Genomic DNA, 23,540 nt, shown 5'->3' with positions numbered 1-23,540 from the left:
TCCTCCGGCCCCGCCGTTTTGTGTGTGAGTATTACGCGGTGATACCCACGGCGCGGACGATCGCGGCGTCGATGTCGGTGCGTACCTGCTCGAGCAGCTCCTCCGAGACCGGGGAGTCCACGGTCAGCACGGTGAGTGCCTGGCCGCCGGCCTCGGTACGGGCAATCTGCATGCCGGCGATGTTGATGTTGGCCTCACCAAAGCGTGCACCGTACTGGGCAACGATTCCGGGACGGTCGGTGTAGAGCATGACCACGTGGTGCTCGGCGATCGGGACCTCGATGTCGTAGCCGTTGATGGCCACGAGCTTCTCGATCTGCTTAGGACCGGTGAGGGTACCGGACACCGAGATCTGCGAGCCATCGGCCAGCGCACCGCGCAGGGTGATGACGTCGCGGAAGTCCTCGCTCACCGGGTCGGTGACCAGGCGCACCTCGACACCGCGGGCCTCGGCCAGCAGCGGGGCGTTCACGTAGGACACCGACTCGCTTACAACCTGGCTGAAGATACCCTTCAGAGCGGCCAGCTTCAGCACCGAAACGTCGAAGTTGGTGATCTCACCACGAATGTCGACCTCGACGCTGGAGAGCGGCGAGACGGTCAGGGCGGAGAAGATCTGACCCAGCTTCTCGACCAGCGAGATGCCCGGACGCACGTAGGGGTCGATGATGCCACCGGCAACGTTCACCGCGTCCGGCACCAGGTCGCCACCGAGAGCGAGACGCACGGACTTGGCCACCGAAACGCCGGCCTTCTCCTGTGCTTCCTCGGTCGAGGCGCCCAGGTGCGGGGTCACGATGATGTTTTCCAGACCCAGCAGCTTCTGGTCGGTGGGGGGCTCGTTCACGAAGACGTCGAGGCCGGCACCGGCGATCTCACCGGCGACAAGGGCGTCGTGCAGGGCGTCCTCATCGATCAGGCCACCGCGGGCCACGTTGACCACATACGCGGTCTTCTTCATGGCCTTGAGCTGCTCGGCCCCGATCATGCCGATGGTCTCGGGGGTGCGGGGCATGTGGATGGTGATGAAGTCGGACTGGGCGAGCAGTTCGTCCAGGCTCAGCAGGGTCACGCCGAGCTGCTGCGCACGAGCCGAGGTGACGTAGGGGTCATAGGCCACAACCTTGACGCCGAAGGCCTTCAGACGCTCGGTGATCAGTGCGCCGATGCGGCCGAGGCCGATGATACCGACGGTCTTCTCGAACAGCTCGGTGCCGGTGTACTTCGAGCGCTTCCACTGTCCCTGAGCCAGCGCGTTGTGCGCGGCGGGGATGTGACGGGCGAGCGAGAGGATGTGCCCCACGGTCAGCTCGGCGGCCGAGATGATGTTTGAGGTCGGGGCGTTGACCACCATGACACCGGCGTTGGTGGCAGCCTTGATGTCCACGTTGTCCAGGCCCACGCCGGCGCGGGCGATGACCTGCAGGTGCGGGGCCGCGGCGATGGCCTCGGCGTCTACCTGGGTGGCCGAGCGCACCAGAATGGCGTTTGCCTCGGCCAGTGCCGAGAGCAGGGCGGGACGGTCGGTGCCGTCCACGTTACGGATATCGAAGTCGGGCCCGAGGGCATCGACAGTGGCGGGCGAGAGTTCTTCAGCAATCAGGACGACGGGTTTCGACACGAAAACAAATCCTTCTGGAACGAGGGTTGGGAAGACTCGCGCCGCATCATCGGGACGCCAGGTACGTACACTCTACTAGGTGATTCATGCCCGTTTGACCGCGCATGAACGATCGTTCATCCCGGGGTGGTATTACGCCAGGAAAAACGCGGCGGCAAGGCTCAGCGCGATGGCCGAAGACGCAGCCACACCGACCAGATAGGTGAGGATCATCGAGATCCAGCCACGACGACGACCGATCCGGTAGGAGAGGTAGAACGTGATCAGCGGAACGATGATGCTGAGGATCAGCATGGTCCAGCCGAGCGCCGATACCGAGCCACCGGCTTCGGAGACCCGACGCGGAATCGTAATCGCGCTGCCCACACCGCCCCACACCTGGTAGGCGAAGAGCAGACCAAACACCACGGCAATCGCGATGGTCAGCCAGCGGCGAACCTTCGAGATCGGGGTCGCCTTCTCGGCCGGGGTGGCCAGGGCATCGAGGTCGTCATCGGCAGAATCCGCGTTCTCGATCCGTGCGTCAGGCGAGGTGGTGTCCCCCGAGGAGGTTTCGGCTTCGGCGATGGTCGTCTCGGAAATCTGTGCCTCGTTCGGCGACTCCTGGGCCCGGTCGGAGCGAGGGGTCGGGGTGGTGCCGGGGGTGGATTCGGTCATTAGCGCACTCCAAGCAGGAAGGGAATCGGGGCCAGGACGATGGCACCGACGATCAGGGCCACCACACGCCAGCGCAGCGACTCGGCCTGACGGGTGTTCCACAGGGTGGCGCCAAACCACAGTGCGGGTGCCAGGACGGCGAAGATCTTACCGATCGAGGTCATTCCGGTGGCCAGCGGGTCGGCACCGCCAAAGACGATGGTTCCAATCGAGAGCAGCCAGCCGATCATGTAGAGCAGGTACACGCCGGCGAGAATCCCGTGCACGAGAAGCAGGACAGAGCTCATCTGCGTGCCCCCGGTGTTGACGGCAACCTCGGCCTTGGGCCCGCCCACCACGCGCCAACCCGGAGCCACCTCGGTGACCTCGGCCGGGACCGTGGATTCCTTGATCGGCTTCTTCTTGGGCGCTACGGCCGGGGTTTGACCAACCAGGGTGGCATCGGTCGCGTCGCCGGCCCAGCTCAGGGCGTCGTCATCGGAGGGGGTGCTCATACCTCCAGATTACCGGACGCGCTCCCCCGGCATACCCGCGCGGCGAACCTAGACCAGGGAGTAGGTGAAATGGCCGCGGTAGTTGGTCACGGTGCCGAGCAGTGGATTGGTCACGAGTACCTGCACGGTGCGGCGATTGTTTTCCGAATCCCAGCCGTCCTCTACGCGCACGCTCACGCCGAGCAGGCGCGGTAGACGCAGTCGCAGCGGGCCGAGGCGTAGCGCGCACTCCTCCGAGCGCAGGGACAGGTGGCCCCGTTCGGTCGCGGTGCAGCGCAGGATGATCTCGATCACACGCCAGGTACCCACGCGGTTGCGCAGGGTGCCCGGTGTGGGGCCGGCGAGGAGGATGTCGCTCATGGCCCGGGAGACCCGGCGGAAGCGGAACAGACGGAAGGCGGCGAGGGTGGGGGCTCCATGCTCGTCGGTTCCGGGCTGGTTGAGGATCGTGAAGGGGACGTTTTTCTCGTGTCGGTCCAGCAGCATCGCCGGACCCACCACGGGCATAGCGAGCCAGGTCAGCCGGCCAAACTTGGTTCCGGCGGATTCGAAGACGCCGGTGCCCAGACCGACACCGGACTCCCCCGGGCCGACCACGTACTCGCGCACCTCGGGCTTGAGCCTGTCGATATCCGCGCCGAGCGCCTCGGTGTACACGGATCGAATGGTGTGCTGATCGGTCATGCGTGCGGGTCCCCTTCGCGCGTGGTGCTGTGGCCCACCCTAGCAGGAGACAAAAACCCGCCCCGGAAGAAATCTTCCGGGGCGGGTTTCGGCTAGAAGCTAACAGCTAACAGCTAACAGCTAACAGCTAACAGCTAACAGCTAACAGCTAACAGCTAATGGTTAGCGTGCGGCCGAACCGTCGGTGTAGTCCTCGTCCTGCTGCTTCCAGGCGAAGAGCGAACGCAGCTCGCGACCGGTGGTCTCGATCGGGTGCTTCTCGGCCTTGGCACGGAGCTCCAGGAACTCCTTGCCGCCGTTGTCCTGGTCGTCGATGAAGCGCTTGGCGAATGCACCGGTCTGGATGTCGGAGAGAACGGCCTTCATGTTCTCCTTGACCTCGGGGGTGATCACGCGGGGGCCGGAGACGTAGTCCCCGTACTCGGCGGTGTCGGAGACCGACCAGCGCTGCTTGGCGATGCCACCCTCCCACATCAGGTCCACGATGAGCTTGAGCTCGTGCAGCACCTCGAAGTAGGCGATCTGCGGCTGGTAGCCAGCTTCGGTCAGGGTCTCGAAGCCGTACTGAACCAGCTGCGAAACGCCACCGCAGAGAACAGCCTGCTCACCGAACAGGTCGGTCTCGGTCTCCTCGGTGAAGGTGGTCTTGATGACACCGGCGCGGGTTCCACCGATGGCCTTGGCGTAGGACAGGGCGATGTCCCAGGCGGTGCCGGTGGCGTCAACCTCAACGGCAACGATGTCCGGAATACCGCGGCCGGCGACGAACTCGCGACGCACGGTGTGGCCCGGAGCCTTCGGGGCGATCAGCACAACGTCGACACCAGCGGGTGCCTCGATGTAACCGAAACGGATGTTGAAGCCGTGGGCGAAGGCCAGGGTCTTGCCCTCGGTCAGCTTGTCCTTGACCGACTCGGTGTAGATCGAGCGCTGGTGCTGGTCCGGCGCCAGGATCATGATGAAGTCGGCCCACTCGGCGGCGTCGGCAACGTTCTTGACGGCGAAGCCGGCCTCTTCGGCCTTGGTGATGGACTTGGAGCCGTCCTTGAGGCCGATAACGACCTCAACGCCCGAGTCCCGGAGGTTGAGCGCGTGTGCGTGGCCCTGCGAGCCGTAGCCAATGATGGCTACCTTCTTGCCCTGAATGAGCGTCAGGTCGGCGTCCTGGTCGTAGACAATCTCAGTCACTGGTTATTCTCCTTGTTTGATCCCGCGGCCGCCGGTGCGGATCCGCAAGTGTTGGACCGTGTTCCCCGTTGGGGCACGGAAATTTAGTGTTTGAAAACGCGCTCGGTGATGGACTTCGAACCGCGTCCAATCGCGAGCAGGCCCGACTGTGCAAGCTCCTTGATCCCGAAGGGCTCAAGGACGCGCAGGAACGCCTGGGTCTTGCCGGTGTCTCCGGTGACCTCGATCACCAGGGCGTCGGTGGCCACATCGACCACACGAGCACGGAACAGGTTCACGGCTTCGAGAACCTGCGAGCGGGTGGTGTTATCCACCCGAACCTTGATCAGCAGGTGTTCGCGCTCCACCGACTGGGTCGGGTCCAGCTCCACAATCTTGATCACGTTGATCAGCTTGTTGAGCTGCTTGGTGACCTGCTCGAGCGGCAGACCGTCCACCTCGGCGACCACGGTGATGCGCGAGAGGCCTTCGACCTCACTGGCACCCACCGCGAGCGACTCAATGTTGAATCCGCGACGGGCAAACAGACCGGCAACGCGGGTCAGCAGACCCGGCTTGTCCTCCACGAGGAGGCTGAGAACGTGACGCGACATGGCTTAGACCTCCTCATCGAATGCGGGAGCGTGCTCCCGAGCGTACTGAACAAAGCTGTTGGATACTCCCTGCGGAACCATCGGCCACACCATCGAGTCCGCCGAGACGACGAAGTCGATGACCACGGGGCGGTCGTTGGTTTCCAGCGCGAGCTTGATGGCGGCGTCGATCTGGTCCTCACGCTCCACCCGGATGCCCAGGCAGTCATACGCGTCCGCGAGCTTCAGGAAGTCGGGGATGCGCACGGTGTCGTGGCCGGTGTTGAGGTCGGTGTTGGAGTGGCGTCCGTCATAGAACAGGGTCTGCCACTGGCGCACCATACCCAGCGAGGAGTTGTTGATCACCGCGACCTTGATCGGGATGTTGTTGAGGCGGCAGGTGGCGAGCTCCTGATTGGTCATCTGGAAGCAGCCGTCGCCGTCGATCGCCCAGACCACACGCTCGGGTTCGGCAACCTTGGCACCCATCGCGGCGGGAACCGCGTAGCCCATGGTGCCGGCACCACCGGAGTTGATCCAACCGTTGGGGCGCTCATACTTGATGAACTGCGCGGCCCACATCTGGTGCTGACCCACACCCGAGACGAACGTGCCCTCGGAGCCGGTGAGTTCACCGATCCGCGAGATCACGTGCTGCGGGGCGAGCAGGCCGTCGGTGGTCGGCGCGTATCCCAGCGGGAACTCGGCGAGTAGACCATTCAGGCGGGTCCACCACTCGGCGATGTCCGGGGTGGTCTCGGGCAGGGCCTGAGCGTAGGCGGCGGAGAGGTCGCCGATGACGTCCTTCACATCGCCCACGATCGGCACATCGGCGATCCGGATCTTGGAGATCTCGGCCGGGTCGATGTCCACGTGAACAACCTTGGCGTCGGGGGCGAACAGGTCCGCCTTGCCGGTAACACGGTCATCGAAGCGGGCACCGAGGGCCACGATCAGGTCGGATTCCTGCAGCGCGAGCACCGCGGGAACCGTTCCGTGCATGCCGGGCATGCCCAGGTTTTGCGGGTGCGAATCCGGGAAGGCACCACGGGCCATCAGGGTGGTGACGATCGGCACACCGGTGCGCTCGGCCAGCTCCAGGAGCTCCTCCGAGGCACGGCCGCGGATCACGCCGCCGCCCACGTAGAACACCGGACGCTTGGCTTCGAGGATCAGCTGCGCGGCGGCGTTGATCTGCTTGCCGTGAGCCTTGGTGACCGGACGGTAGCCGGGCAGGTCGAGGGTGACCGGCCAGATGAAGGGCACCGAATCCTGCTGAGCATCCTTGGTGATGTCCACCAGGACGGGGCCGGGACGACCGGTCGTGGCGATGTGTGCCGCCGCGGCCAGGGTTGCCGGAATGTCCTTGGCGTCCTTCACCAGGAAGGAGTGCTTGGTGATCGGCATCGTGATACCCACGATGTCGGCCTCCTGGAACGCGTCGGTTCCCATCAGGTTCGAGAACACCTGACCGGTGATCGCGAGCATCGGGACCGAGTCCATGTGGGCGTCGGCAATCGCGGTTACCAGGTTGGTGGCACCGGGACCGCTGGTCGCGATGCAGACACCGAGCTTGCCGGTGGCCGCGGCGTAACCCTGAGCGGCGTGGCCGGCACCCTGCTCGTGACGAACGAGGATGTGGCGCAGCTCGGTGGAGTCCATCAGCGGGTCATAGACCGGCAGGATGGCCCCGCCGGGGAGACCGAACACGTCGGTCACCCCCAGCAGTTCCAGCGTGCGCACAACCGCCTGGGCACCGGTCAGCACCGAGTTTTCGGTGCGTGCGGGGCCCGGGATCGGGCTATCGGATTGGGGACGTGGGGTGGGAGTGTCAGCTGACATGTGACAAATGATTCCTCAAGTGATGATGATCTGACTGGGGACGCAAAATTAGCCGGTGATCGCGCCTTCAGCGGCCGATCGAACGAGCTTAGAGTATTTTGCGAGTACGCCACGGGTATAGCGCGGAGGAAGCGGTGCCCAGCCTTCACGGCGGGCGGCCAGCTCGGACTCCTCGACAAGTAGGTCAAGAGAGCGAGCTGCGATATTGACCCGAATGAGATCACCATCGCGCACGAATGCAATAGGACCTGCGTCCACTGCTTCGGGTGCTATGTGGCCGATGCACAGTCCGGTTGTGCCGCCTGAGAATCGACCGTCCGTTAATAGTAGTACATCTTTTCCGAGTCCCGCACCCTTGATGGCCGCGGTGATGGCCAACATCTCGCGCATACCCGGTCCACCCTTGGGCCCCTCATAGCGGATAACCACTACGTCTCCGGCGTTGATCTTGCCCTCGGTCAGTGCGTCCATGGCACCTCGCTCGCGCTCGAACACCCGGGCGGGTCCCTCGAAGATTTCGGCGTCGAAGCCGGCGGTCTTCACCACGGCACCCTCGGGGGCAAACGAACCGTGCAGGATGGTCAGACCACCGGTGGCGTGGATGGGGTTGTCCAGGGTGCGGATGACCTCGCCGTCCAGCGGGTCGGGGTTCAGCTCGGCGAGGTTCTCGGCCACGGTCTTGCCGGTCACGGTGAGTGCGTCACCGTGCAGCAGGCCGGCGTCCAGCAGCGCCTTCATCACGACGGGGATACCACCGTGGCGGTCCACGTCGTTCATGACGTACTTACCGAAGGGCTTGAGGTCACCGATGTGGGGAACCTTGTCGCCGATGCGGTTGAAGTCGTCCAGGGTCAGGTCGACCTCGGCCTCGCGGGCGATGGCGAGCAGGTGCAGCACGACGTTGGTCGAACCACCGAAGGCCATGGCCACGGCGATGGCGTTCTCGAACGCCTTCTTGGTCAGGATGTCGCGAGCGGTGATGCCCAGACGCAGCATGTTGACCACGGCCTCGCCCGAGCGGTGGGCGAAGTAGTCGCGGCGACGGTCGGCCGAGGGCGGCGCGGCCGAGCCGGGGAGGCTCATGCCCAGGGCTTCGGCCACGGAGGCCATGGTGTTGGCGGTGTACATACCACCGCAGGCACCCTCACCCGGGGCGATCGCGCACTCGATGCGCTTGAGGTCTTCCTCGCTCATGGTGCCGGCCTTGCAGGCACCCACGGCCTCGAAGGCGTCAATGATGGTGACGTCCTTCTCGGTGCCGTCGGAGAGCTTGACCCAGCCCGGGGCGATCGATCCGGCGTAGAGGAACACGCTGGCCAGGTCGAGGCGGGCGGCGGCCATCAGCATGCCCGGCAGCGACTTGTCACAGCCGGCCAGCAGGACGGTGCCGTCCAGACGCTCGGCCATGACCACGGTCTCGACCGAGTCGGCGATAACCTCGCGCGAGACGAGCGAGAAGTGCATGCCCTCGTGGCCCATCGAGATACCGTCGGAGACGGAGATGGTGCCGAACTGGAGCGGGTATCCGCCACCGGAGTGGACGCCTTCCTTGGCGCCCTGAGCAAGCCGGTCAAGCGAGAGGTTACACGGGGTAATTTCGTTCCACGAGGATGCGATACCAATCTGGGGTTTGTCCCAGTCGGCGTCTCCCATTCCGACGGCACGGAGCATGCCTCGGGACGTGGTGGCTTCGATTCCATCGGTTACTGCGCGACTTCGCGGCTTCAGGTCAATCTCGGACATAAAGAGAGTCTAGGACCTAATCCGTGACCGTTTTGGCATATGCGCGTGATGCACGTGCACGGGCGAGCGCACGAAGTACCAGCGCAACCTCGCGCGGGCCCGCGACCCGATGCTCGGCCCGCGTCTCCCCCGGCCCACACTTGAGTCCAAAATCCCCGGATTCAAGGGCCGCGAAGGCGTCCTCATCGGTCACATCGTCCCCGGCATAGAACACCGCATCGGCACCGGTATGTGCGCGCAAACGTGCAATCCCGTCGCCCTTGGTGGCCGACAAAATACTAAATTCCAGCACATCTTTTCCCGTACGTTCACTCAGTTCGGGATCATTGGCCCGCACCCAGGCGCGAACGGCACCGTGCAGGGCCGGCACCGAGACCTGCTCGGCCAGGCGGGTATGGACCGCGGCCCCCAGCGGCTTGGGTTCCACCCAGGCCCCGGCGATCCCGGCGGCTCCACGCTCAAGTGCCTGCACCAGTGCCGCGACCCGTGCCCGTTCGGCCTCGGTGGGCTCGGGTCCGGCGTCCTCACCCAGACGGTACTCGCCGCCGTGGGAGGCGACGATGAGGATGCCCGCGGAGTCCGGATACAGAGCATCCAGCGAGGCCAGGTCGCGCCCCGAAACCAGGGCCACGGTGGTGTCCGTGAGGCCGCGCAGTTCGGCGATGGCCGCGGCGGCCTCGGGCAGCGCGCGGGCACTCATCGGATCATCCACGATCGGGGCCAGGGTCCCATCGAAGTCCAGGGCCACCAGGATGCGGGGGTTCTCGGCAAATCGGCTCAGGGCCGCCTCGAGGATGGGGTCGAGGTCCGCCGCCGGGTTCACCTCGGCACCGTGGAGACGTGAAGCCGATGCGCCGTCGCCAGGCGCCGTCACTGCTGCTCCGCCCCGACCCGGTGCCCGCGCGCCTCATCCAGGCGGGCGGCGGCCGAACGCTCCAACTCGGCCAGGAAGGCGGTGGACCAGCGCTCCACGTCGTTCTCACGCACCTTCTTCCGCATCGACTTCATCCGCTTGGCGCGCTCGGGCTGAGGCATGTTGATCGCGGTCATGATGGTGTCTTTCAGACCCTCGATGTCGTGCGGGTTGATCAGCAGCGCCTGGGTCAGGTCATCCGAAGCCCCGGCAAACTCGCTCAGCACCAGCACGCCGTCCTGATCGAACCGGGTGGCCACATACTCCTTGGCCACCAGGTTCATGCCGTCGCGCAGCGCGGTGACCAGCATGACGTCGGAGGCGAGGTAGAGCGCCACCATCTCCTCGCGCGGATAGCCGTGGTGCAGGTAGTGCACGGCCGAGTGCCCGATCTGACCAAAGTCGCCGTTGATCCGGCCCACCGTGAGCTCGATCTCATCGCGCAGCTGGCGGTAGGTTTCCACCCGCTCGCGGCTCGGGCTGGCGACCTGGATGAGGGTCACGTCGGCGGGGTCGATCCGTCCGTCGGCCAGCAGCTCCCCGTACGCCTTCAGGCGGTGACGGATGCCCTTGGTGTAGTCCAGCCGGTCCACACCGAACAGGATCTTGCCCGAGCCCCCCAGGTCCGAGCGGATCTCGGCCGCGCGGGCCTGCACCTCGGGGGTGCGCGCCAGGGCCTCGAAGCTGGCCGAATCGATCGAGATCGGGAAGTGCTTGGCAAGCACATGACGGGTGGGGCCGCCGCGGCGATAGCCGCCGGTCTGGCCGGGCGAGGAGTCGGATTCCAGCGGCACATAGACGCTGGTGCCCTTGGTTTCATAACCCACCAGGCGACGCACCGCCCGGGTGAAATTGGAGGCGTCGGCGACCCTCTGGAAACCGATCACGTCGGCGCCGAGCAGGCCCTCGATGATCTGGGTCCGCCAGGGCAGCTGCGAGAACAGGCCGTAGGCGGGGAAGGGAATGTGATTGAAGAAACCGATGGTGAGGTCGGGACGCAGCTCACGCAGCATACCCGGCACCAGCTGCAGCTGGTAGTCGTGCACCCAGACGGTGGCGCGCTCGTTCGCGGTTTCGGCGGCGGCCTCGGCGAAGCGCCGGTTGACCTTCACATAGGAGTCCCACCACTCGCGGTGATAGGTGGGCGGCGCGATCACGTCGTGATAGAGCGGCCAGAGGGTGTCATTGGAAAAGCCCTCGTAGTAGCTCTCCACCTCCTCGGCACTGAGTGGAACCGGCACGATTCGGGTGCCGTTGTGGGTGAACGGCGAGATGCCCTCGGTATCGGCACCGGCCCATCCCACCCATGCGCCACCCAGGCGCTCCATCACCGGGGTGAGGGCGGTAACCAGCCCTCCCGGAGATGTCCGCCACCCCGGCTCGCCCTCGGCCGTGGTGTAGCGGTCTACCGGCAAACGGTTGGCCACCACCACAAAGTCAAAGCGGGCTTCGGACTGGTTGGTACCTGATGTCATCGTTATACTCCCCGTGGTTGCCAGACAGGCTATCAGTCGAAGATGTGCAGATCTCACCTCATTTTCACCTGTGGGGTCTATGCTGGCCCCGATGATACAGATCGGAATGAGCACGTCCTGCGTATACCCGCTCGAGACCGAGCGGGCGTTCCAGCTCGCACGGGAGGCCGGTTTTGACGGCGTTGAGGTCATGGTGACCAATGCCGCAACCACCCGTGATGCGGTTGCACTGCGGAAGCTGAGTAAGAAGTATCACCTGCCGATCCTGTCGATCCACGCACCGGTACTATTGCTCACCACGTTCGTGTGGGGGCGCGACCCGCAGGTGAAACTAGAGCGTTCGGCCGAGCTGGCCGCCGCCGTGGGGGCGGACACCGTGGTGGTCCACCCGCCGTTTCGCTGGCAGAAGGACTACTCGGAGAACTTCCTCGAGATCGTACGTCGGATCGAAACCACCTCCGGAATCAACATCGGGGTGGAGAACATGTTCCCGTGGAAGGCGAAGGGCCGCTCGGTTGCCGCCTACGCCCCCGGTTGGGATCCCAGTGATTGGGACTGCGATAACGTCACTCTGGACTTCTCCCATGCCTCCCTGGCCGGCCAGAGTGGGCTTGAACTCGCGCAGCACTTTGGCGATCGACTTCGTCATATCCACCTGTGTGATGGTTCGGGTTCCCAGGACGATGGCCAGATTTTTGACGAACACCTGATCCCGGGCATGGGCACCCAGCCGGTGGCCGAAACCCTGGAGTATCTCGCGGCCAAAAACTGGGACGGGGCGGTGGTGGCCGAGATTAATACCCGTCGCGCCAAGTCGGACGCCGAACGGCTCAAGGCGCTGCGCAAGACCGTGCGGTTTGCCCGCACCCACCTGGGTCTGCACACGCGATAGATTTCTGCGTCTCCACGGCGGGTATATTCCCGCCTGGCCCCGGTCGCACGCTAGGGTTGAAGGGTTCCGGTTCGAAATGAGGGCGCATGCGTAAGTATCTTCTGAACATTGGTGTCATCAGCGCCGCGTTTGGTGCGGTGGGCCTGATCCGGGCTACCGCTTCCGGGCCGCGCAACTGGCGCCTGGCCCTGCTGTGGTTCAGCTGGCTGATCTCGCTCGCGCTGGCGATCGGGACCGTTGCCGAAGACAATCCGCGCATCGAACGCGACTAAATTTTTTCCTGCGCCGTTCCCCGGTTCTGACCTAGACTGACCGGGAATACACGCACGCCCACACTTCGACTCGCCTTCGGGAGTTTTATGCGCGCCCTTCCCGTCTCTCCAGACCCCACCCGCACCGCGATTGGGCATCGGCTGCGTGCCGCACGACAGGCGCAGCTGCTGACCATCGAGCAGCTGGCCGAAACCACCGGTCTCTCCAAGGGATTCATCTCCCGGGTGGAACGCAACCAGACCTCACCGAGCGTGAGCACCCTGGTGGCGCTGTGTGACGTCTTGAACGTAGCCGTGGGCGACCTCTTTAAGCGCTCCGAGCAGCTCGTGGTGCGCGGCGCCGATGCCCCGCGGATCACCCTGGGTGGCGAGGGCATGCTGGAGCTCCTGGTGTCTCCGCGAACCGAGAAGCGTGTCCAGGTGGTGCGCACGATCGTGGATCCCGGCGGCCACAGCGGCGAAGCCCCGTACTCGGTGAGCGCCGAGCTGGACCTGGTGTACCTGGTGCGCGGACGGATCGAGATGAGCTTTGCCGACGCCGTCTGGGAACTGGGGGCCGGGGATTCGCTAACCCTGGATGGGCGCGAACCCCACTCCTGGAAGGTGCTCGGGGATGAGAGCGCCGAGCTGTTGTGGGTCATGGTCCCGGCCACCTGGAACGGCAATCCGACTTCGGGATAGAACCCAACACAAAACCCCCACGGTTTCCCGTGGGGGTTTTGTTGTACCGGTGGTGCCCTCTTACAGGGCAACCACCGGGTTTTCGAGGATGCCGATGCCGTCCAGGCCTCGAAAAACTGCCCCGCACCGTGAGCGAGGCCCTCACGAACACGTCGTGAGGGCCCCGCATAATCGGTGCGCCTAGAGAGCAATCACCGGGTTTTCGAGGATGCCGATGCCGTCCAGCGCGGCCCGCACCGTATCCCCGGGCTTGATCGGGGACGCGGTCTCCGGCGAGCCGGTGAGGATCACATCCCCGGGTCCGAGCGTCATATACTCGCTCAGGTATTCGATCTGCTCGGCGATGTTCCAGGCGAGCCGGTCGGTGTCGCTCTGGCAGCGCAGCTCCCCGTTGACCAGGAGTTCCAGCGGAACCGAGTCGGGGTCCAGGTCGCTCACCAGCCAGGGGCCGAGCGGGGTGAAACCGTCTCCGCTCTTGGACTGGATCATCTTTTCGTCGAGGGCGATCTGGTCGGTCGCGGTCACGTCGTTGCCGATCGTATAGCCGGCGATGACCTCGGCGGCATCCCGGGCGCTGACGTTGCGGCAGTGCACCCCGATGACCACGGCGAGTTCGGCTTCGGCCACCACGTTTCCGTGTCCGGGAACGATCCGAATCGGCTCCCCCGAACCGATCGCGGACCTGGCGGACTTCATGAACGCCTGCCGGGGAATGGCCCGGTCGGCGGCGGAACCGTTGTGGGCCATGCCGAGGATGACCCGGGGGTCACTCGGTGCGGCGAGCAGCGCGCCCTCGAGCGGCCAGTAGCGACCGGTCAGCGGCGAAACCGCGGCCCACTCATCGGCGACCTCATACCAGGCGCCGTCGATCTCGCGGACCGGGACGATCTGGGTGAGGCCGGGGGCGGCGGGTGTGCCGCCCCCGATGCGCAGTCTGGCCCGGCGCACTAGGAGCGTCCGACCGTGGCCAGCGGGCGCTCGGCGATCTGGGCGGCGGTGTCCGAGAGGGCGTCGCCGTGCAGGGTCAGGTCGCGGCCGCGGGTTTCCGGGGTGACAAAGGTGGCCCACAGGGTGATCGCACCGAGCAGCAGCACGTAGCCGGCCAGCGGGATCCAGGATCCGGTGGTCGCGGTCAGCAGCGAGGCACCGATCAGCGGGGCGATACCGCCGGCGAGCACCGCGGAGAACTCGCGGGAGACGGCCACACCCACGTAGCGGTGGCGGTTACCAAACAGCTCGGGCAGGGTCGCACACTGGGCACCCAGCATCACGTTGATGGAGAGGGTGTAGGTCAGGGCGAGCACCGGGATGATGACGCTCACGTTGCCCTGAGACATCAGCCACCAGGCGGGGATCGCCAGCACCAGCTGGATGATCACACCGGCGCGGTAGACGGGCATCCGTCCGAAGCGGTCGCTCAGCGCACCGGCCAGCGGCAGGATGATCACACCGAGGGTCGCACCGATCGCGATGGCCAGCGGGCCAACCCAGCTCTCCACACCCACATACACGGTGATGAAGGAGATCGCCAGGGTCTGGTACAGCGCCGATCCACCGTTCTCGGCCATGCGCAGGCCGATGCCGCGAATGACGCTACCGAAGGACTTGGTGAAGACCTCCTTGAGCGGCGAGTGCTGCTCCTGCTCCTGCTTTTCCAGCTGGACGAAGGTGGGCGACTCGGCCAGGCGGTACCGGATGAACACCGAGACGGCGATCAGCAGGATCGAGGCCAGGAACGGCACACGCCACAGCCAGTCGTGCACGATCTGCTGGTCCACGAGGCCCAGCAGGTAGAACACGATCGAGGCCAGCACGGTGCCGACCATGATGCCCACAAACGGCAGGGCGGAGAAGAATCCACGGCGGCGTACCGGCGCGTACTCGGCCATCAGCGTGGTGGCACCGGCCTGTTCGGCTCCGGCACCGAGGCCCTGCAGAACCCGCAGGAAGACCAGGAGAATGGGGGCCCAGATGCCGATCTGCTCGCCGGTCGGCAGCACACCGATCAGGGTCGAGGCACCACCCATCAGGCCGATGGTGGCCATCAGGACCCACTTGCGGCCGAGCTTATCGCCCAGCACACCGAAGAAGATTCCGCCGAAGGGGCGGGCGAAGAATCCCACCGCGTAGGTCGCGAAACCGGCGGCGATGCCGGCTCCGGTGCCGAGGGCGGGGAAGAAGAGCTGACCGAAGATCAGCGCGGAGGCGAGCCCGTAGAGGGCGAAGTCGTAGTACTCAAGCGCGCTTCCGACACTGGAAGCAAGGGTGGCGCGGCGCAGGTTGTTGGCGTATTCCGGATCGTCGGATCCGCGGACCTCTGCGGCGGGGGATGTGGACACGGTCTGTACCTTTCGGGACGGCTCGCATCTGGAGACTTCCCGGGTTCACCGTGGGTGGGGGCCGTCTACCTTGACGCGAGGGTTACCTCGATGTGGGCGTCGGTGCCCACGCCCCCACACTAACAGCATGCTGAACGAAGTTCAACATATTGAACGAACTAGGCGACGTCCCCCACCAGAAGCGGGTTCGACAGGGCGGCCGCGGCCGTCCCCAGGGCACGCGTCACGCGCTCGCGACGACCATCCTCGGGGGCCAAACCCATCATCGAGGCACCCAGCGCTAGCGGCTGATCCCCCGCATTGCGCGGCGGAATCACCACCGCGACGCCGGTAACCGTGGGGAACATCTCCCCCTCATCGAGCCCGAAACCCGCCTCACGGGCACGTCTGATCTTCGCGATCAGCGCATCCAGGTCCGTGGTTGAGGCCTCGGTGACCCGCGGACGGGTTTCCGGATCGGCAAAGCGCGCGCGGATCTCCTCGTCGTCCAGGCGCGCCAGCAGGGCGTTGCCCACGGCGGTCAGCGCGGCCGGATAGCGGTCACCGATGCCGGCAGTGAGCCGCAGCGGCGCGCGACCCTCGTGCCGGGCCAGGTAGAGCACATCGGTCCCGTCGAGCACCGCGATCTGCACCAGCTCATGGCTCAGCTCGGGCGACTCGGAGCACACCCGGTAGAACTCGCGCACCTGATCAAAGCTCGCCAGATACGCACCGCCCAGCTCCACCGTGCGCCGACCCAGCCGGTAACCGAGGTCGCCGCGCTGAATCAGCCCACCCTCCTCCAACGCCACACACAGGTTGGCGGTTGAGGACTTGGCGATGCCCAGCGCGCGGGCCAACTCACTAATCCCGAGCGGCTGCCCGTGGGCGGAGGCCAAGACATCAAGAATCGCGATGGCTCGGGTCACCGCGGGGGCGGCCGTCTTCTCGGTACGGGGTGCGTCGGTCATGCGCGCTGGGCTCGCTTTCATCGAGGGCTGTGTTCTCGCGGGGAGTTTCTAGTAGAACTGAACCGTGTCTACCACGTTCTTGGGGGTGGACCCATCCAGAATCGCGGTGGCGTTAGCCACAAAGAGCTCGGCGATGCGACGCTCCTCGGCGGCGTTCAGCGCGGCGGTGTGCGGGCTGACCAGCACGTTGGGCAGATCCCACAGGGCGCTGGAGGCATCCAGCGGCTCGGCGGCAAAGACGTCCAGGGCGGCAAAACCCACCCGACCGTCCTGCAGCGCCACGGTCAGGGCGTCCTCGTCGATCACGGTGCCGCGGCCGACGTTGACCACGGTCACGCCGGGCTTCACCCGCGCGAGCAGGTCGGCGCTGAGCATCTTCTCGGTGGCGGCGGTCCCGGGCAGGGTCACCACGATCGAGTCGGCGCGGCCGATCACGTCGGCGATGTTGTCGGGGTGCACGATCTCGGAGACGCCGGGAACGTCCACCGGACGACGGCTGGTTCCGATGACGTGCGCGCCCAGGGCGTCGAGCTTACGCGCAACCTCGGCACCGATACCGCCCAGGCCCAGCACCAGAATCGTCTGCTCCGACACCTGACCCATCTCCCAGCGATCGGTCCACGCATGCTCGGCCTGCTGCTTCTGCAGGCGCGGCAGGGTCTTGGCCCCGGCGAAGACACCAAACACGGCGAACTCGGCCAGCGGTCCGCCGTGCACGCCGGCGGAGGTGGTGAAGGTCACCCGGGCAAGGTCGGCCTCGGTGAGTCCCGCGGCCTTGACCTGCCCGCCACCCCCGGCGGCCATGATCTGGACCCAGCGCAGCTTGGGATTGGCGGCCACGCTGCGGGCGAGGGCCGCGGGGTTCACATCGGGGATGCCGTAGAGGACATCGGCCGAGTCCAGCAGCTCCTCGAAGCGGGCCTGCTGTTCGGGGGTACGGGTGAAGGAGGGGTCGCCGGCAAAGTCGGCGGCAAAGCGCATCGGGGGCAGCAGGTCGGCCTCGCGCACCAGGTCGATTCGCGGCTCACGCTCGGTGATCAGGGTGGCGAGTTCCTCGGGCAGCGGGGTGGCCACAACTACGCGGAGGCGGGTGGGGGAATCGGTCATGACGACGCGGACCTTCCTTTCGACGATGAGCGGGGTCTGCCCCCATCCTAACCCCCGGAGGCCAACTCTCTGAACGGAGTTCGATATAGTGGCCGCATGATGGTGATCAATGATGTTCCCAAAACCAGTGTTGGCGTGATCGGACTCGGCTCGATGGGTGCGCCGATGACCCACAATCTGCTCTCCCGCGGGGCGGATGATGTGGTGGTCTTTGTTCAGGGCCGTCGCCCCGAGAAACTGGTGCCCTTTGTCCAGGCGGGCGCAACCGCGCGCGATACCCCGCGCGAGCTTGCAGTCGATTCCGAGATCGTGATCGTGATGCTCCCGGATCTCGCACAGCTGGAACAGGTGCTGGCGGGACCCGACGGTCTGCTCGCGGGGATCACGACACCGACCCTCCTGGTGGTGTGCTCCTCCGTCTCCCCCGCCGGACTGCGCGACCTGGCCGAGCGCTTGGATGCCGACACCGGCGGCCTGCTGCGCGTGGTGGATGCTCCGGTCTCCGGCGGCACCGAGGGGGCCGAGGCGGGAACCCTCTCGATCATGGTCGGCGGCGATCCCGCAGACGTGGCGCGGGTCCTGCCGATCCTGTCCTCGATGGGGACACCCCTGCACCTGGGGCCACTGGGCTCGGGCCAGGTGGCCAAGGCCTGTAACCAGATGATCGTCGCCGCCACGATGACCGCGGTGGCCGAGGCGGCCGTGGTCGCCGAGCGGGCGGGCATCGACGTGGCCGCGCTCCTCCCCCTGCTCCAGGGCGGGTATGCGGGTTCGCGGGTGCTGGAGACCAAGGCTGAGCGGATCATCACCCGGGACTACACCCCGACCGGGATCGCCGCGTTTATGGTCAAAGACCTCACCGCCGCGGTGGCCGAGGCCGACGCCACCGGCACCGCCGCCCGCCAGCTGCGCACCAACCTGGGGGTCTTCACGGACCTGGTGGACGCGGGCCTCGGGGACGAGGACCTGGCGGTGGTGCACCGCTTCGCCGAGATCGACCCACTCGATTAGGTTCGTTCGGCCGGCGCCCACAAACCAAAAGTCCCGGCGGGAAACCCGCCGGGACTTTCTTGGTGCACCCCCTCGGACTTGAACCGAGAACCCACTGATTAAGAGTCAGTTGCTCTGCCGATTGAGCTAGAGGTGCCCACGCCGTAACCGACGTGATACCTCCACTGTACCCAGAGAAGGCAGCGAGAAAAAATCGACACCCGCGTGGCGCACCACCCGGCGTCGCGGAAAAACACAACACCCCGATTCCATGCGGAATCGGGGTGGAATGGGCTGGTGCACCCCCTCGGACTTGAACCGAGAACCCACTGATTAAGAGTCAGTTGCTCTGCCGATTGAGCTAGAGGTGCGCGCTAAACACTGCGGTGTTTTGGCAACGTCACAACTATACACACAATCCCACACACCTCCTATTCGTGACACGTCCGGGCGCGTCTCGCCCGCGGCACAATAGCATCGGGGCATATAGTTTTGCCCGTCGATCAAGGGACGCACCATGTCTGCCGTTGTAGTCACCGCCGTGTTCACACCCGTGCAGGGTCAGCTTGAGGCCGTACTGGACGCCCTGCGTCCGGCGATCGAGGCGGTGCAGACCGAGTCGGGATGCGAACTCTATGCGATCCACCAGCACCCGAACGGTGACATCGTGATGATCGAGAAGTGGTCGAGTGTGGAACAGCTGGACCGCCACGGCGAGGGACCGGCCGTGGCTGCCCTCAACGCCGCACTGGTGGGCCTGCTCGAGAGCCCCGCCGAGGTGACTCGGCTGATCCCGATCCCCGTGGGAGACCCGATTCGCGGCACCCTGTAGCCCAACCCACACCGCGGAAACCGGAAGCAGAATTCGAGTCGGGGCACACGATGACCGCGCAATCCCGAACCCGAACCGCCACACCGGTGCCCGAGAATCGTATAATCGGCACGTGAGCTTCGCCGACCCGATCCTGCGTGTTCTCGGCCCAATCCGGGTAGGCGAGACCCCGGTTTCCGGCGAGCGCGCCCGCGTGCTCCTCGCGGTCCTGGCCCTCGCTCGGGGCGAGGCCCGCTCCCCCGGTTACCTCGCCGATGAGCTCTGGCCCGATCACCCGCCGGCGGATCAGCGTGGCGCACTCCAGGCCCTGGTTTCCCGGGTACGAAAGCTGTTACCCGCGGGGACACTGGTCCGGGAACCGGCCGGCTATCGACTGACCCTCGACTCGGACCTGAGCCAAGCCCACGCCGCCCTGCGCACTCCGCAGGATGGCGAGGCACTGCATACCGCTCTCGGATCCTGGACCGGAGATCCGGGCCCGGATCTGATCCCCTTCCCCGTCGCCGAGGACCTGGCAACGCGGGCCCGGGAGATTCGCAGTGCACTGCTTCGAGCACTCGGCACGCTCCTGTCCGAAACCGATCCCGCCGCCGCGCGCGGTGTGCTCGCCGAGCTGTGCACGCTGGAACCGCCCAATCAGGACGATCATCTCATCCTGATCGGCGTGCTCGACGCCCTGGGAGAACCCGCGGCCGCTCTGGCCACCTTCGCATCCCTGCGTGAACGCCTGGCAGACCAGCTGGGCATCGACCCGAGCCCCGCGCTGCGCGCCGAGCATGCCCGCCTCCTGCGTGCAGACTCCGCCGCGAGCGATGTCGAGGTTCGCACCCCCACGGCCGTGGACACCCTCGATCTCACTCCCGTGACCGTGTGTATGGGACTGCGCGGATTTGCCGATGCCCTGATCGGCCGCGACGCCGATGTCCACACCCTCGAGCAGGCCCTCCACCAGCACCGTCTGGTCACCATCCTGGGTCCCGGTGGTCTCGGAAAGACGCGGCTCGCCCAGGCGGTCGCCCACTCTTGGCGGGGTCAAATATCGCGGATCGTGGTGGCCGAGCTGGCCGGTGTACGAAGCGCGGAGGATCTTCCCCGGACGCTCGCCGCGCTGCTGGGTCTGCGCGACAATCTGGCCGATGCCCGCGTTGGCGATGCTCCACGCCTGGACCTCGCCGAACGTGTTCTCGCGGCCCTGGCACAAACCCCGACCCTGCTGGTGTTGGATAACTGTGAGCATCTGATTGATGCGGTTGCCGCCTGGAGCGCGGACGTGCTGGGGGCTTGCCCGGAACTACGTCTGCTCGCCACCTCGCGGTCCCCGCTGCTCATCCCCGGTGAGCGGGTATATGAACCCACACCGCTGGCCTCCGGGGATGCCGAGATGCCCGGCCCCGCGCTCCTGCTCTTTGCCGAGCGCGCCCGCGCGGCCCGGCCGGATGCCCGGTTCGATCCGGTCCTCGTGACCGAGCTGTGTGAGCGCCTGGACGGGCTCCCGCTGGCCATCGAGTTGGCCGCCGCGCGCACCCGGGTGCTCACCCTGCCGCAGATCCTGGGCGGACTTGAACACAGTCTCGGGGTGCTGGATCCCCCGCGCTCGGGTGGTAACCGGATCGCGCCGGACCGCCACCGCACCCTCACCGCGGTGATCGGGTGGAGTTGGAACCTACTGACCGAACGCGAACGGGAAACCTATCTCGTCTGCTCGCTCTTCCCCGACGGGTTTGGGCTTCCCGCGGCCTCGTCCGCCCTGGGGCACGATGCCTCCGAAGATCTGGAGGGCCTGGTCCTCCAATCGCTGGTTCGGGCCACCGAGGATCCGGTCACCGGAACGATGCGTTTTCGCATGCTGGAGACCATTCGTGAGTTTGGCACCGCCGAGCTCGCGCTACGCGGGGATACCGATGCGTTTCGGGATCGCATCATCGACTGGGCCGAGGCGAGCGCGCTGGAGCTTCTGCCGCGCACCGACGGTCCCGAACAGGCGCAGGGGTTTGCCCTGGTGCGACTCGAGCATGACACGTTCATGTGGGCCCTGCGTGGTGCCCTGGAACGGGGCAATGCACACGCGGCCCTGGCGATCTTTGGACTGGTGTCCTTCTATCAGGCCCGGCTCAGCATCTACACCGACGCCGATGGGCTGGCCGCGGCCATCCTTGCCCTGCCGCGCGTGGAGCGAAACTACACCGGGGTGCGCGCAAATGCCGCGGGGCTCGGATTTGTGGTGCTCGGCGTCTTTGGGCTGTTTGATGATCTTCGGACCGGGGTGACCGCGCTCACCCGAATTCGCAAGATGCTCGACGCGGGGGCGGTCACCGATCGCCGGATCGAGGCGTTCTATCGGATGCTGCGTGGCTCCGCGGCGCCCGAGCGTGTGATGACCGTGCTCCACACGATGGCAGAGGACCCCGAGCCCCAGGTTGCCGTCTACGGTCTGCTCCTGGCGGCACAGCTGGCCGAGAATGCCGGACGAGCCCAGGAGGCCATCAACTTCGCGCTGCGCGCCGAGAAGCTCGCGCACTCGCTCGGCGATCTGTGGACACTCACAATGACCCGGGTGGTCCTTGCCCAGCTCACCAGCGAGGTCGCAGATATCGAAGACTCCATTGCCTGGGCGAAGCTCGCACTGCCCGGACTCACGACCCTGGGGCTGGCCGAGAACCGACGTCATATCCTCTGGCTGCTGGCGATTTACACCGAGTCTCCCGCCGAGCTGGAACCGCTGATCAGCGATGAGCCCAGCCCACATATGAACAGCACCGAGGAGGATTTCCGATCGGTCGCGTGGGCCGGTCGTGCCGAACTCGCGCTGAAAAACGGCGAACGCGCCCGCGGTCTGGAACAGTATCGTCTCGCCGAACGCAACTTTGCCACCCCGATTGCCCGCGCCTATGCCTGGTACACGATGGTGGCGGCGGGCTCCCTCGCCGCGCACGGTCTGGCCCGCGAGCCCGAACCTGCGATGTTCCGTCGCCTGCGCACCCGTGCTATCGCGTTGCAGCGTATCGGCGGTATCCACACGGACATGCCCGTGTGGGGCTCGGCCCTGCTCGCGGTTTCCACGCTGGGGCTCAGCACCCCCGAGGTTTCGGACCTCTCCCTGGAACTCTTTGCCGTCTGCCGCTCATTCTCGGCCCGGCAGGAGCTCCCGGCTCTGCGCTACTCCGTTCATGAGGCCGCCCACGTGGAGGTCGCCGGCCCCGAGGTGGTGGCCCGGGCACTGACCGCGGCCGATGCGCTGAGCGCCCGGGCCCGGGTGGAGCGCGCCGTCACGATTCTCCGAGACCCACGCTGGCGGGCCGCGGGGGCCTAAACGCACAGCGTCGATATCTCTGAGGCCCGTCCGTCCTGGCGAACGAATGATCGAGAGCATCAGGCAGCCCGGGCCACCGGACCGTGCGGAATCGCGTGAGCCAACGAAAACCGGGAGTCCACGCCGTAGCCACGTGCCTGCCCGGCGAACATGCTGAAAACCCGGTCGCCCACGTTCATCGTGCGATGCTGGTCAACGCTCACGCGCGCCTCGGCCTGGTCTGGATTCCCGGGTGGATTAATCCAGCCCTCATACTTCCGCATCCATAGGGTGTCGCTGTCCTCGCGAGAGAGGTCATCAACCGCCGCGATCAGCGCCTGAGCGGTCTGGGAGCACGCGACGATATTTGCGACCACCCGCAGGTCTCCGGGCACCGCCTCGACCCGACCGGAGAGGGCGATTCTGCAGCGCGCCGTGTGTGCCTCGGCATCCACCTCCGCCTGGGTGAGCGTAATCACGGGGGCGTCTCCGGCCCGGTGCGAGGCTCGACCGCTTTCGCCCCAGTCGTTCGTGATGATGGCGTAGTCGGCCGAGGTGCGCATGTTGCCGATTTTCACCTCCGCGTGCACGGCCCGATTCTGGACCGACAGGATCCCGAGGATGGGGACGTTGTCGAGCGCTTCGATGGGGGCCGACCCGGCTCTCAAGACGACGTGGGTCAGCGCGGCGATATCTGTGGGCGCGATGCTGCCGCTGCGCCGGTTCAGCTCACCAAACCGGCTGCCAATATGAGCAAGGAAGAGCACCACATCGATGGTGCTCAGGTGCGGCAGACGCTGCACCTGACCGCGTCGGCCCCAGTCCGCCGGATATCGCACCATCGCCGAGCCCTGGACGCTCCAGCTCTGCGGATCTCTGGCCTGGAAGCTCAGCGAGGATTGTTGTTGCGCACCTCGATAGAGGGAACCGAAAAATCGGCCGGACGCGTCACCCAAGAGCTCATCGATGGACGCGGCTCTGATTGGTGTATTCATGGTG

General features: G+C 66.0%; 21 protein-coding genes and 2 tRNA genes. 6 read left to right on the top strand and 17 right to left on the bottom strand.

Annotated features, from left to right (window positions below; genetic code table 11):
* Positions 1 to 31: 31 nt before the first annotated feature.
* From serA to otsA, 10 genes are all read right to left on the bottom strand, one after another.
* The gene (serA, locus tag M2390_RS03985) at positions 32 to 1,621 is read right to left on the bottom strand and encodes a phosphoglycerate dehydrogenase (RefSeq protein WP_259177192.1); all 1,590 of its coding nucleotides are present in this window, start codon (positions 1,619 to 1,621) and stop codon (positions 32 to 34) included.
* Between the two features lie 132 nt (positions 1,622 to 1,753).
* Positions 1,754 to 2,278, bottom strand: a complete 525-nt coding sequence (locus tag M2390_RS03980) for a hypothetical protein (RefSeq protein WP_259177190.1) — start codon at positions 2,276 to 2,278, stop codon at positions 1,754 to 1,756.
* Entirely contained in the window at positions 2,278 to 2,772 is a 495-nt protein-coding gene (locus M2390_RS03975; protein ID WP_259177189.1) for a hypothetical protein, read from the bottom strand. Before M2390_RS03975 ends, M2390_RS03980 begins: the two co-directional genes overlap by 1 nt.
* Before the next feature lie 48 nt (positions 2,773 to 2,820).
* On the bottom strand, positions 2,821 to 3,456 hold the full coding sequence (locus M2390_RS03970) for a DUF4166 domain-containing protein (RefSeq protein WP_259177188.1): 636 nt from the start codon (positions 3,454 to 3,456) through the stop codon (positions 2,821 to 2,823).
* Positions 3,457 to 3,618: 162 nt separating this feature from the next.
* Positions 3,619 to 4,644, bottom strand: a complete 1,026-nt coding sequence (gene ilvC / locus M2390_RS03965) for a ketol-acid reductoisomerase (protein WP_121686963.1) — start codon at positions 4,642 to 4,644, stop codon at positions 3,619 to 3,621.
* A gap of 83 nt (positions 4,645 to 4,727) precedes the next feature.
* Positions 4,728 to 5,237 (bottom strand): acetolactate synthase small subunit, encoded by a 510-nt coding sequence (gene ilvN, locus M2390_RS03960; protein ID WP_121686964.1) that lies wholly within the window; start codon positions 5,235 to 5,237, stop codon positions 4,728 to 4,730.
* Between the two features lie 3 nt (positions 5,238 to 5,240).
* Positions 5,241 to 7,058: an acetolactate synthase large subunit gene (locus M2390_RS03955; RefSeq protein ID WP_259177182.1), complete on the bottom strand. Its 1,818-nt coding sequence runs from the start codon at positions 7,056 to 7,058 to the stop codon at positions 5,241 to 5,243.
* 48 nt (positions 7,059 to 7,106) lie between these two features.
* The gene (ilvD, locus tag M2390_RS03950; RefSeq protein ID WP_187977860.1) at positions 7,107 to 8,801 is read right to left on the bottom strand and encodes a dihydroxy-acid dehydratase; all 1,695 of its coding nucleotides are present in this window, start codon (positions 8,799 to 8,801) and stop codon (positions 7,107 to 7,109) included.
* A gap of 16 nt (positions 8,802 to 8,817) precedes the next feature.
* Positions 8,818 to 9,675 (bottom strand): trehalose-phosphatase, encoded by an 858-nt coding sequence (gene otsB / locus M2390_RS03945; protein ID WP_259177177.1) that lies wholly within the window; start codon positions 9,673 to 9,675, stop codon positions 8,818 to 8,820.
* The gene (gene otsA, locus M2390_RS03940; protein ID WP_259177176.1) at positions 9,672 to 11,189 is read right to left on the bottom strand and encodes an alpha,alpha-trehalose-phosphate synthase (UDP-forming); all 1,518 of its coding nucleotides are present in this window, start codon (positions 11,187 to 11,189) and stop codon (positions 9,672 to 9,674) included. The genes otsB and otsA overlap by 4 nt, the downstream gene beginning before the upstream one ends.
* Before the next feature lie 91 nt (positions 11,190 to 11,280).
* On the opposite strand from otsA, the gene M2390_RS03935 reads away from it, so the two are divergent.
* From M2390_RS03935 to M2390_RS03925, 3 genes are all read left to right on the top strand, one after another.
* Positions 11,281 to 12,081 carry a sugar phosphate isomerase/epimerase gene (locus tag M2390_RS03935; RefSeq protein WP_259177174.1) on the top strand — a complete coding sequence of 267 codons (801 nt, stop codon included), beginning with the start codon at positions 11,281 to 11,283 and terminating at the stop codon, positions 12,079 to 12,081.
* A gap of 86 nt (positions 12,082 to 12,167) precedes the next feature.
* Positions 12,168 to 12,353: a hypothetical protein gene (locus tag M2390_RS03930; protein ID WP_030148605.1), complete on the top strand. Its 186-nt coding sequence runs from the start codon at positions 12,168 to 12,170 to the stop codon at positions 12,351 to 12,353.
* An 87-nt stretch (positions 12,354 to 12,440) separates the two neighbouring features.
* Complete coding sequence (locus M2390_RS03925; RefSeq protein WP_030148604.1) at positions 12,441 to 13,034, top strand: helix-turn-helix domain-containing protein; 594 nt, start codon at positions 12,441 to 12,443, stop codon at positions 13,032 to 13,034.
* A 180-nt stretch (positions 13,035 to 13,214) separates the two neighbouring features.
* On the opposite strand, the gene M2390_RS03920 is transcribed toward M2390_RS03925, so the two are convergent.
* The 4 genes from M2390_RS03920 to M2390_RS03905 form a co-directional block, all read right to left on the bottom strand.
* Positions 13,215 to 13,982 carry a fumarylacetoacetate hydrolase family protein gene (locus M2390_RS03920; protein WP_259177172.1) on the bottom strand — a complete coding sequence of 256 codons (768 nt, stop codon included), beginning with the start codon at positions 13,980 to 13,982 and terminating at the stop codon, positions 13,215 to 13,217.
* Positions 13,982 to 15,373 carry an MFS transporter gene (locus M2390_RS03915; protein WP_121686967.1) on the bottom strand — a complete coding sequence of 464 codons (1,392 nt, stop codon included), beginning with the start codon at positions 15,371 to 15,373 and terminating at the stop codon, positions 13,982 to 13,984. Before M2390_RS03915 ends, M2390_RS03920 begins: the two co-directional genes overlap by 1 nt.
* A 158-nt stretch (positions 15,374 to 15,531) precedes the next feature.
* Positions 15,532 to 16,323 (bottom strand): IclR family transcriptional regulator, encoded by a 792-nt coding sequence (locus M2390_RS03910; protein ID WP_259177171.1) that lies wholly within the window; start codon positions 16,321 to 16,323, stop codon positions 15,532 to 15,534.
* Between the two features lie 48 nt (positions 16,324 to 16,371).
* Positions 16,372 to 17,430, bottom strand: coding sequence for a D-2-hydroxyacid dehydrogenase (locus tag M2390_RS03905; RefSeq protein ID WP_259177170.1), 1,059 nt, complete (start codon positions 17,428 to 17,430; stop codon positions 16,372 to 16,374).
* Between the two features lie 96 nt (positions 17,431 to 17,526).
* Here M2390_RS03905 and M2390_RS03900 point away from each other — a divergent pair, with 96 nt between their 5' ends.
* Entirely contained in the window at positions 17,527 to 18,441 is a 915-nt protein-coding gene (locus M2390_RS03900) for an NAD(P)-dependent oxidoreductase (RefSeq protein WP_259177169.1), read from the top strand.
* Positions 18,442 to 18,501: 60 nt separating this feature from the next.
* Here the strand turns inward: M2390_RS03900 and M2390_RS03895 are convergent.
* Both M2390_RS03895 and M2390_RS03890 read right to left on the bottom strand, forming a co-directional pair.
* Positions 18,502 to 18,577: transfer RNA gene (locus M2390_RS03895), tRNA-Lys, on the bottom strand.
* Between the two features lie 138 nt (positions 18,578 to 18,715).
* Positions 18,716 to 18,791 (bottom strand) — tRNA-Lys (locus M2390_RS03890).
* A gap of 146 nt (positions 18,792 to 18,937) precedes the next feature.
* Here M2390_RS03890 and M2390_RS03885 point away from each other — a divergent pair.
* Complete coding sequence (locus M2390_RS03885) at positions 18,938 to 19,252, top strand: putative quinol monooxygenase (RefSeq protein WP_259177168.1); 315 nt, start codon at positions 18,938 to 18,940, stop codon at positions 19,250 to 19,252.
* 112 nt (positions 19,253 to 19,364) lie between these two features.
* Positions 19,365 to 22,562, top strand: a complete 3,198-nt coding sequence (locus tag M2390_RS03880; RefSeq protein WP_259177166.1) for a BTAD domain-containing putative transcriptional regulator — start codon at positions 19,365 to 19,367, stop codon at positions 22,560 to 22,562.
* Between the two features lie 59 nt (positions 22,563 to 22,621).
* Here M2390_RS03880 and M2390_RS03875 read toward each other — a convergent pair whose 3' ends face one another.
* A complete protein-coding gene (locus M2390_RS03875) occupies positions 22,622 to 23,536 on the bottom strand; it encodes an AvrD family protein (RefSeq protein ID WP_259177165.1) in 915 nt (304 codons plus the stop codon).
* Positions 23,537 to 23,540 lie beyond the last annotated feature (4 nt).

Origin of the sequence: Mycetocola sp. BIGb0189 (assembly GCF_024810155.1) — a bacterium.
GTDB lineage: Bacteria > Actinomycetota > Actinomycetes > Actinomycetales > Microbacteriaceae > Mycetocola > Mycetocola lacteus.
Note: the sequence above shows the minus strand (reverse complement) of the source record. Positions and strands in the feature narration are given on the sequence as shown.

What these genes read in the sequence shown, in the direction of transcription:
- M2390_RS03980 (WP_259177190.1), bottom strand. Translation starts at nt 2,278, where the DNA reads ATGACCGAATCCACCCCCGGCACCACCCCGACCCCTCGCTCCGACCGG.
- M2390_RS03975 (WP_259177189.1), bottom strand. Translation starts at nt 2,772, where the DNA reads ATGAGCACCCCCTCCGATGACGACGCCCTGAGCTGGGCCGGCGACGCG.
- M2390_RS03970 (WP_259177188.1), bottom strand. Translation starts at nt 3,456, where the DNA reads ATGACCGATCAGCACACCATTCGATCCGTGTACACCGAGGCGCTCGGC.
- ilvN (WP_121686964.1), bottom strand. Translation starts at nt 5,237, where the DNA reads ATGTCGCGTCACGTTCTCAGCCTCCTCGTGGAGGACAAGCCGGGTCTG.
- M2390_RS03955 (WP_259177182.1), bottom strand. Translation starts at nt 7,058, where the DNA reads ATGTCAGCTGACACTCCCACCCCACGTCCCCAATCCGATAGCCCGATC.
- ilvD (WP_187977860.1), bottom strand. Translation starts at nt 8,801, where the DNA reads ATGTCCGAGATTGACCTGAAGCCGCGAAGTCGCGCAGTAACCGATGGA.
- otsA (WP_259177176.1), bottom strand. Translation starts at nt 11,189, where the DNA reads ATGACATCAGGTACCAACCAGTCCGAAGCCCGCTTTGACTTTGTGGTG.
- M2390_RS03935 (WP_259177174.1), top strand. Translation starts at nt 11,281, where the DNA reads ATGATACAGATCGGAATGAGCACGTCCTGCGTATACCCGCTCGAGACC.
- M2390_RS03930 (WP_030148605.1), top strand. Translation starts at nt 12,168, where the DNA reads ATGCGTAAGTATCTTCTGAACATTGGTGTCATCAGCGCCGCGTTTGGT.
- M2390_RS03925 (WP_030148604.1), top strand. Translation starts at nt 12,441, where the DNA reads ATGCGCGCCCTTCCCGTCTCTCCAGACCCCACCCGCACCGCGATTGGG.
- M2390_RS03910 (WP_259177171.1), bottom strand. Translation starts at nt 16,323, where the DNA reads ATGACCGACGCACCCCGTACCGAGAAGACGGCCGCCCCCGCGGTGACC.
- M2390_RS03905 (WP_259177170.1), bottom strand. Translation starts at nt 17,430, where the DNA reads ATGACCGATTCCCCCACCCGCCTCCGCGTAGTTGTGGCCACCCCGCTG.
- M2390_RS03900 (WP_259177169.1), top strand. Translation starts at nt 17,527, where the DNA reads ATGATGGTGATCAATGATGTTCCCAAAACCAGTGTTGGCGTGATCGGA.
- M2390_RS03885 (WP_259177168.1), top strand. Translation starts at nt 18,938, where the DNA reads ATGTCTGCCGTTGTAGTCACCGCCGTGTTCACACCCGTGCAGGGTCAG.
- M2390_RS03875 (WP_259177165.1), bottom strand. Translation starts at nt 23,536, where the DNA reads ATGAATACACCAATCAGAGCCGCGTCCATCGATGAGCTCTTGGGTGAC.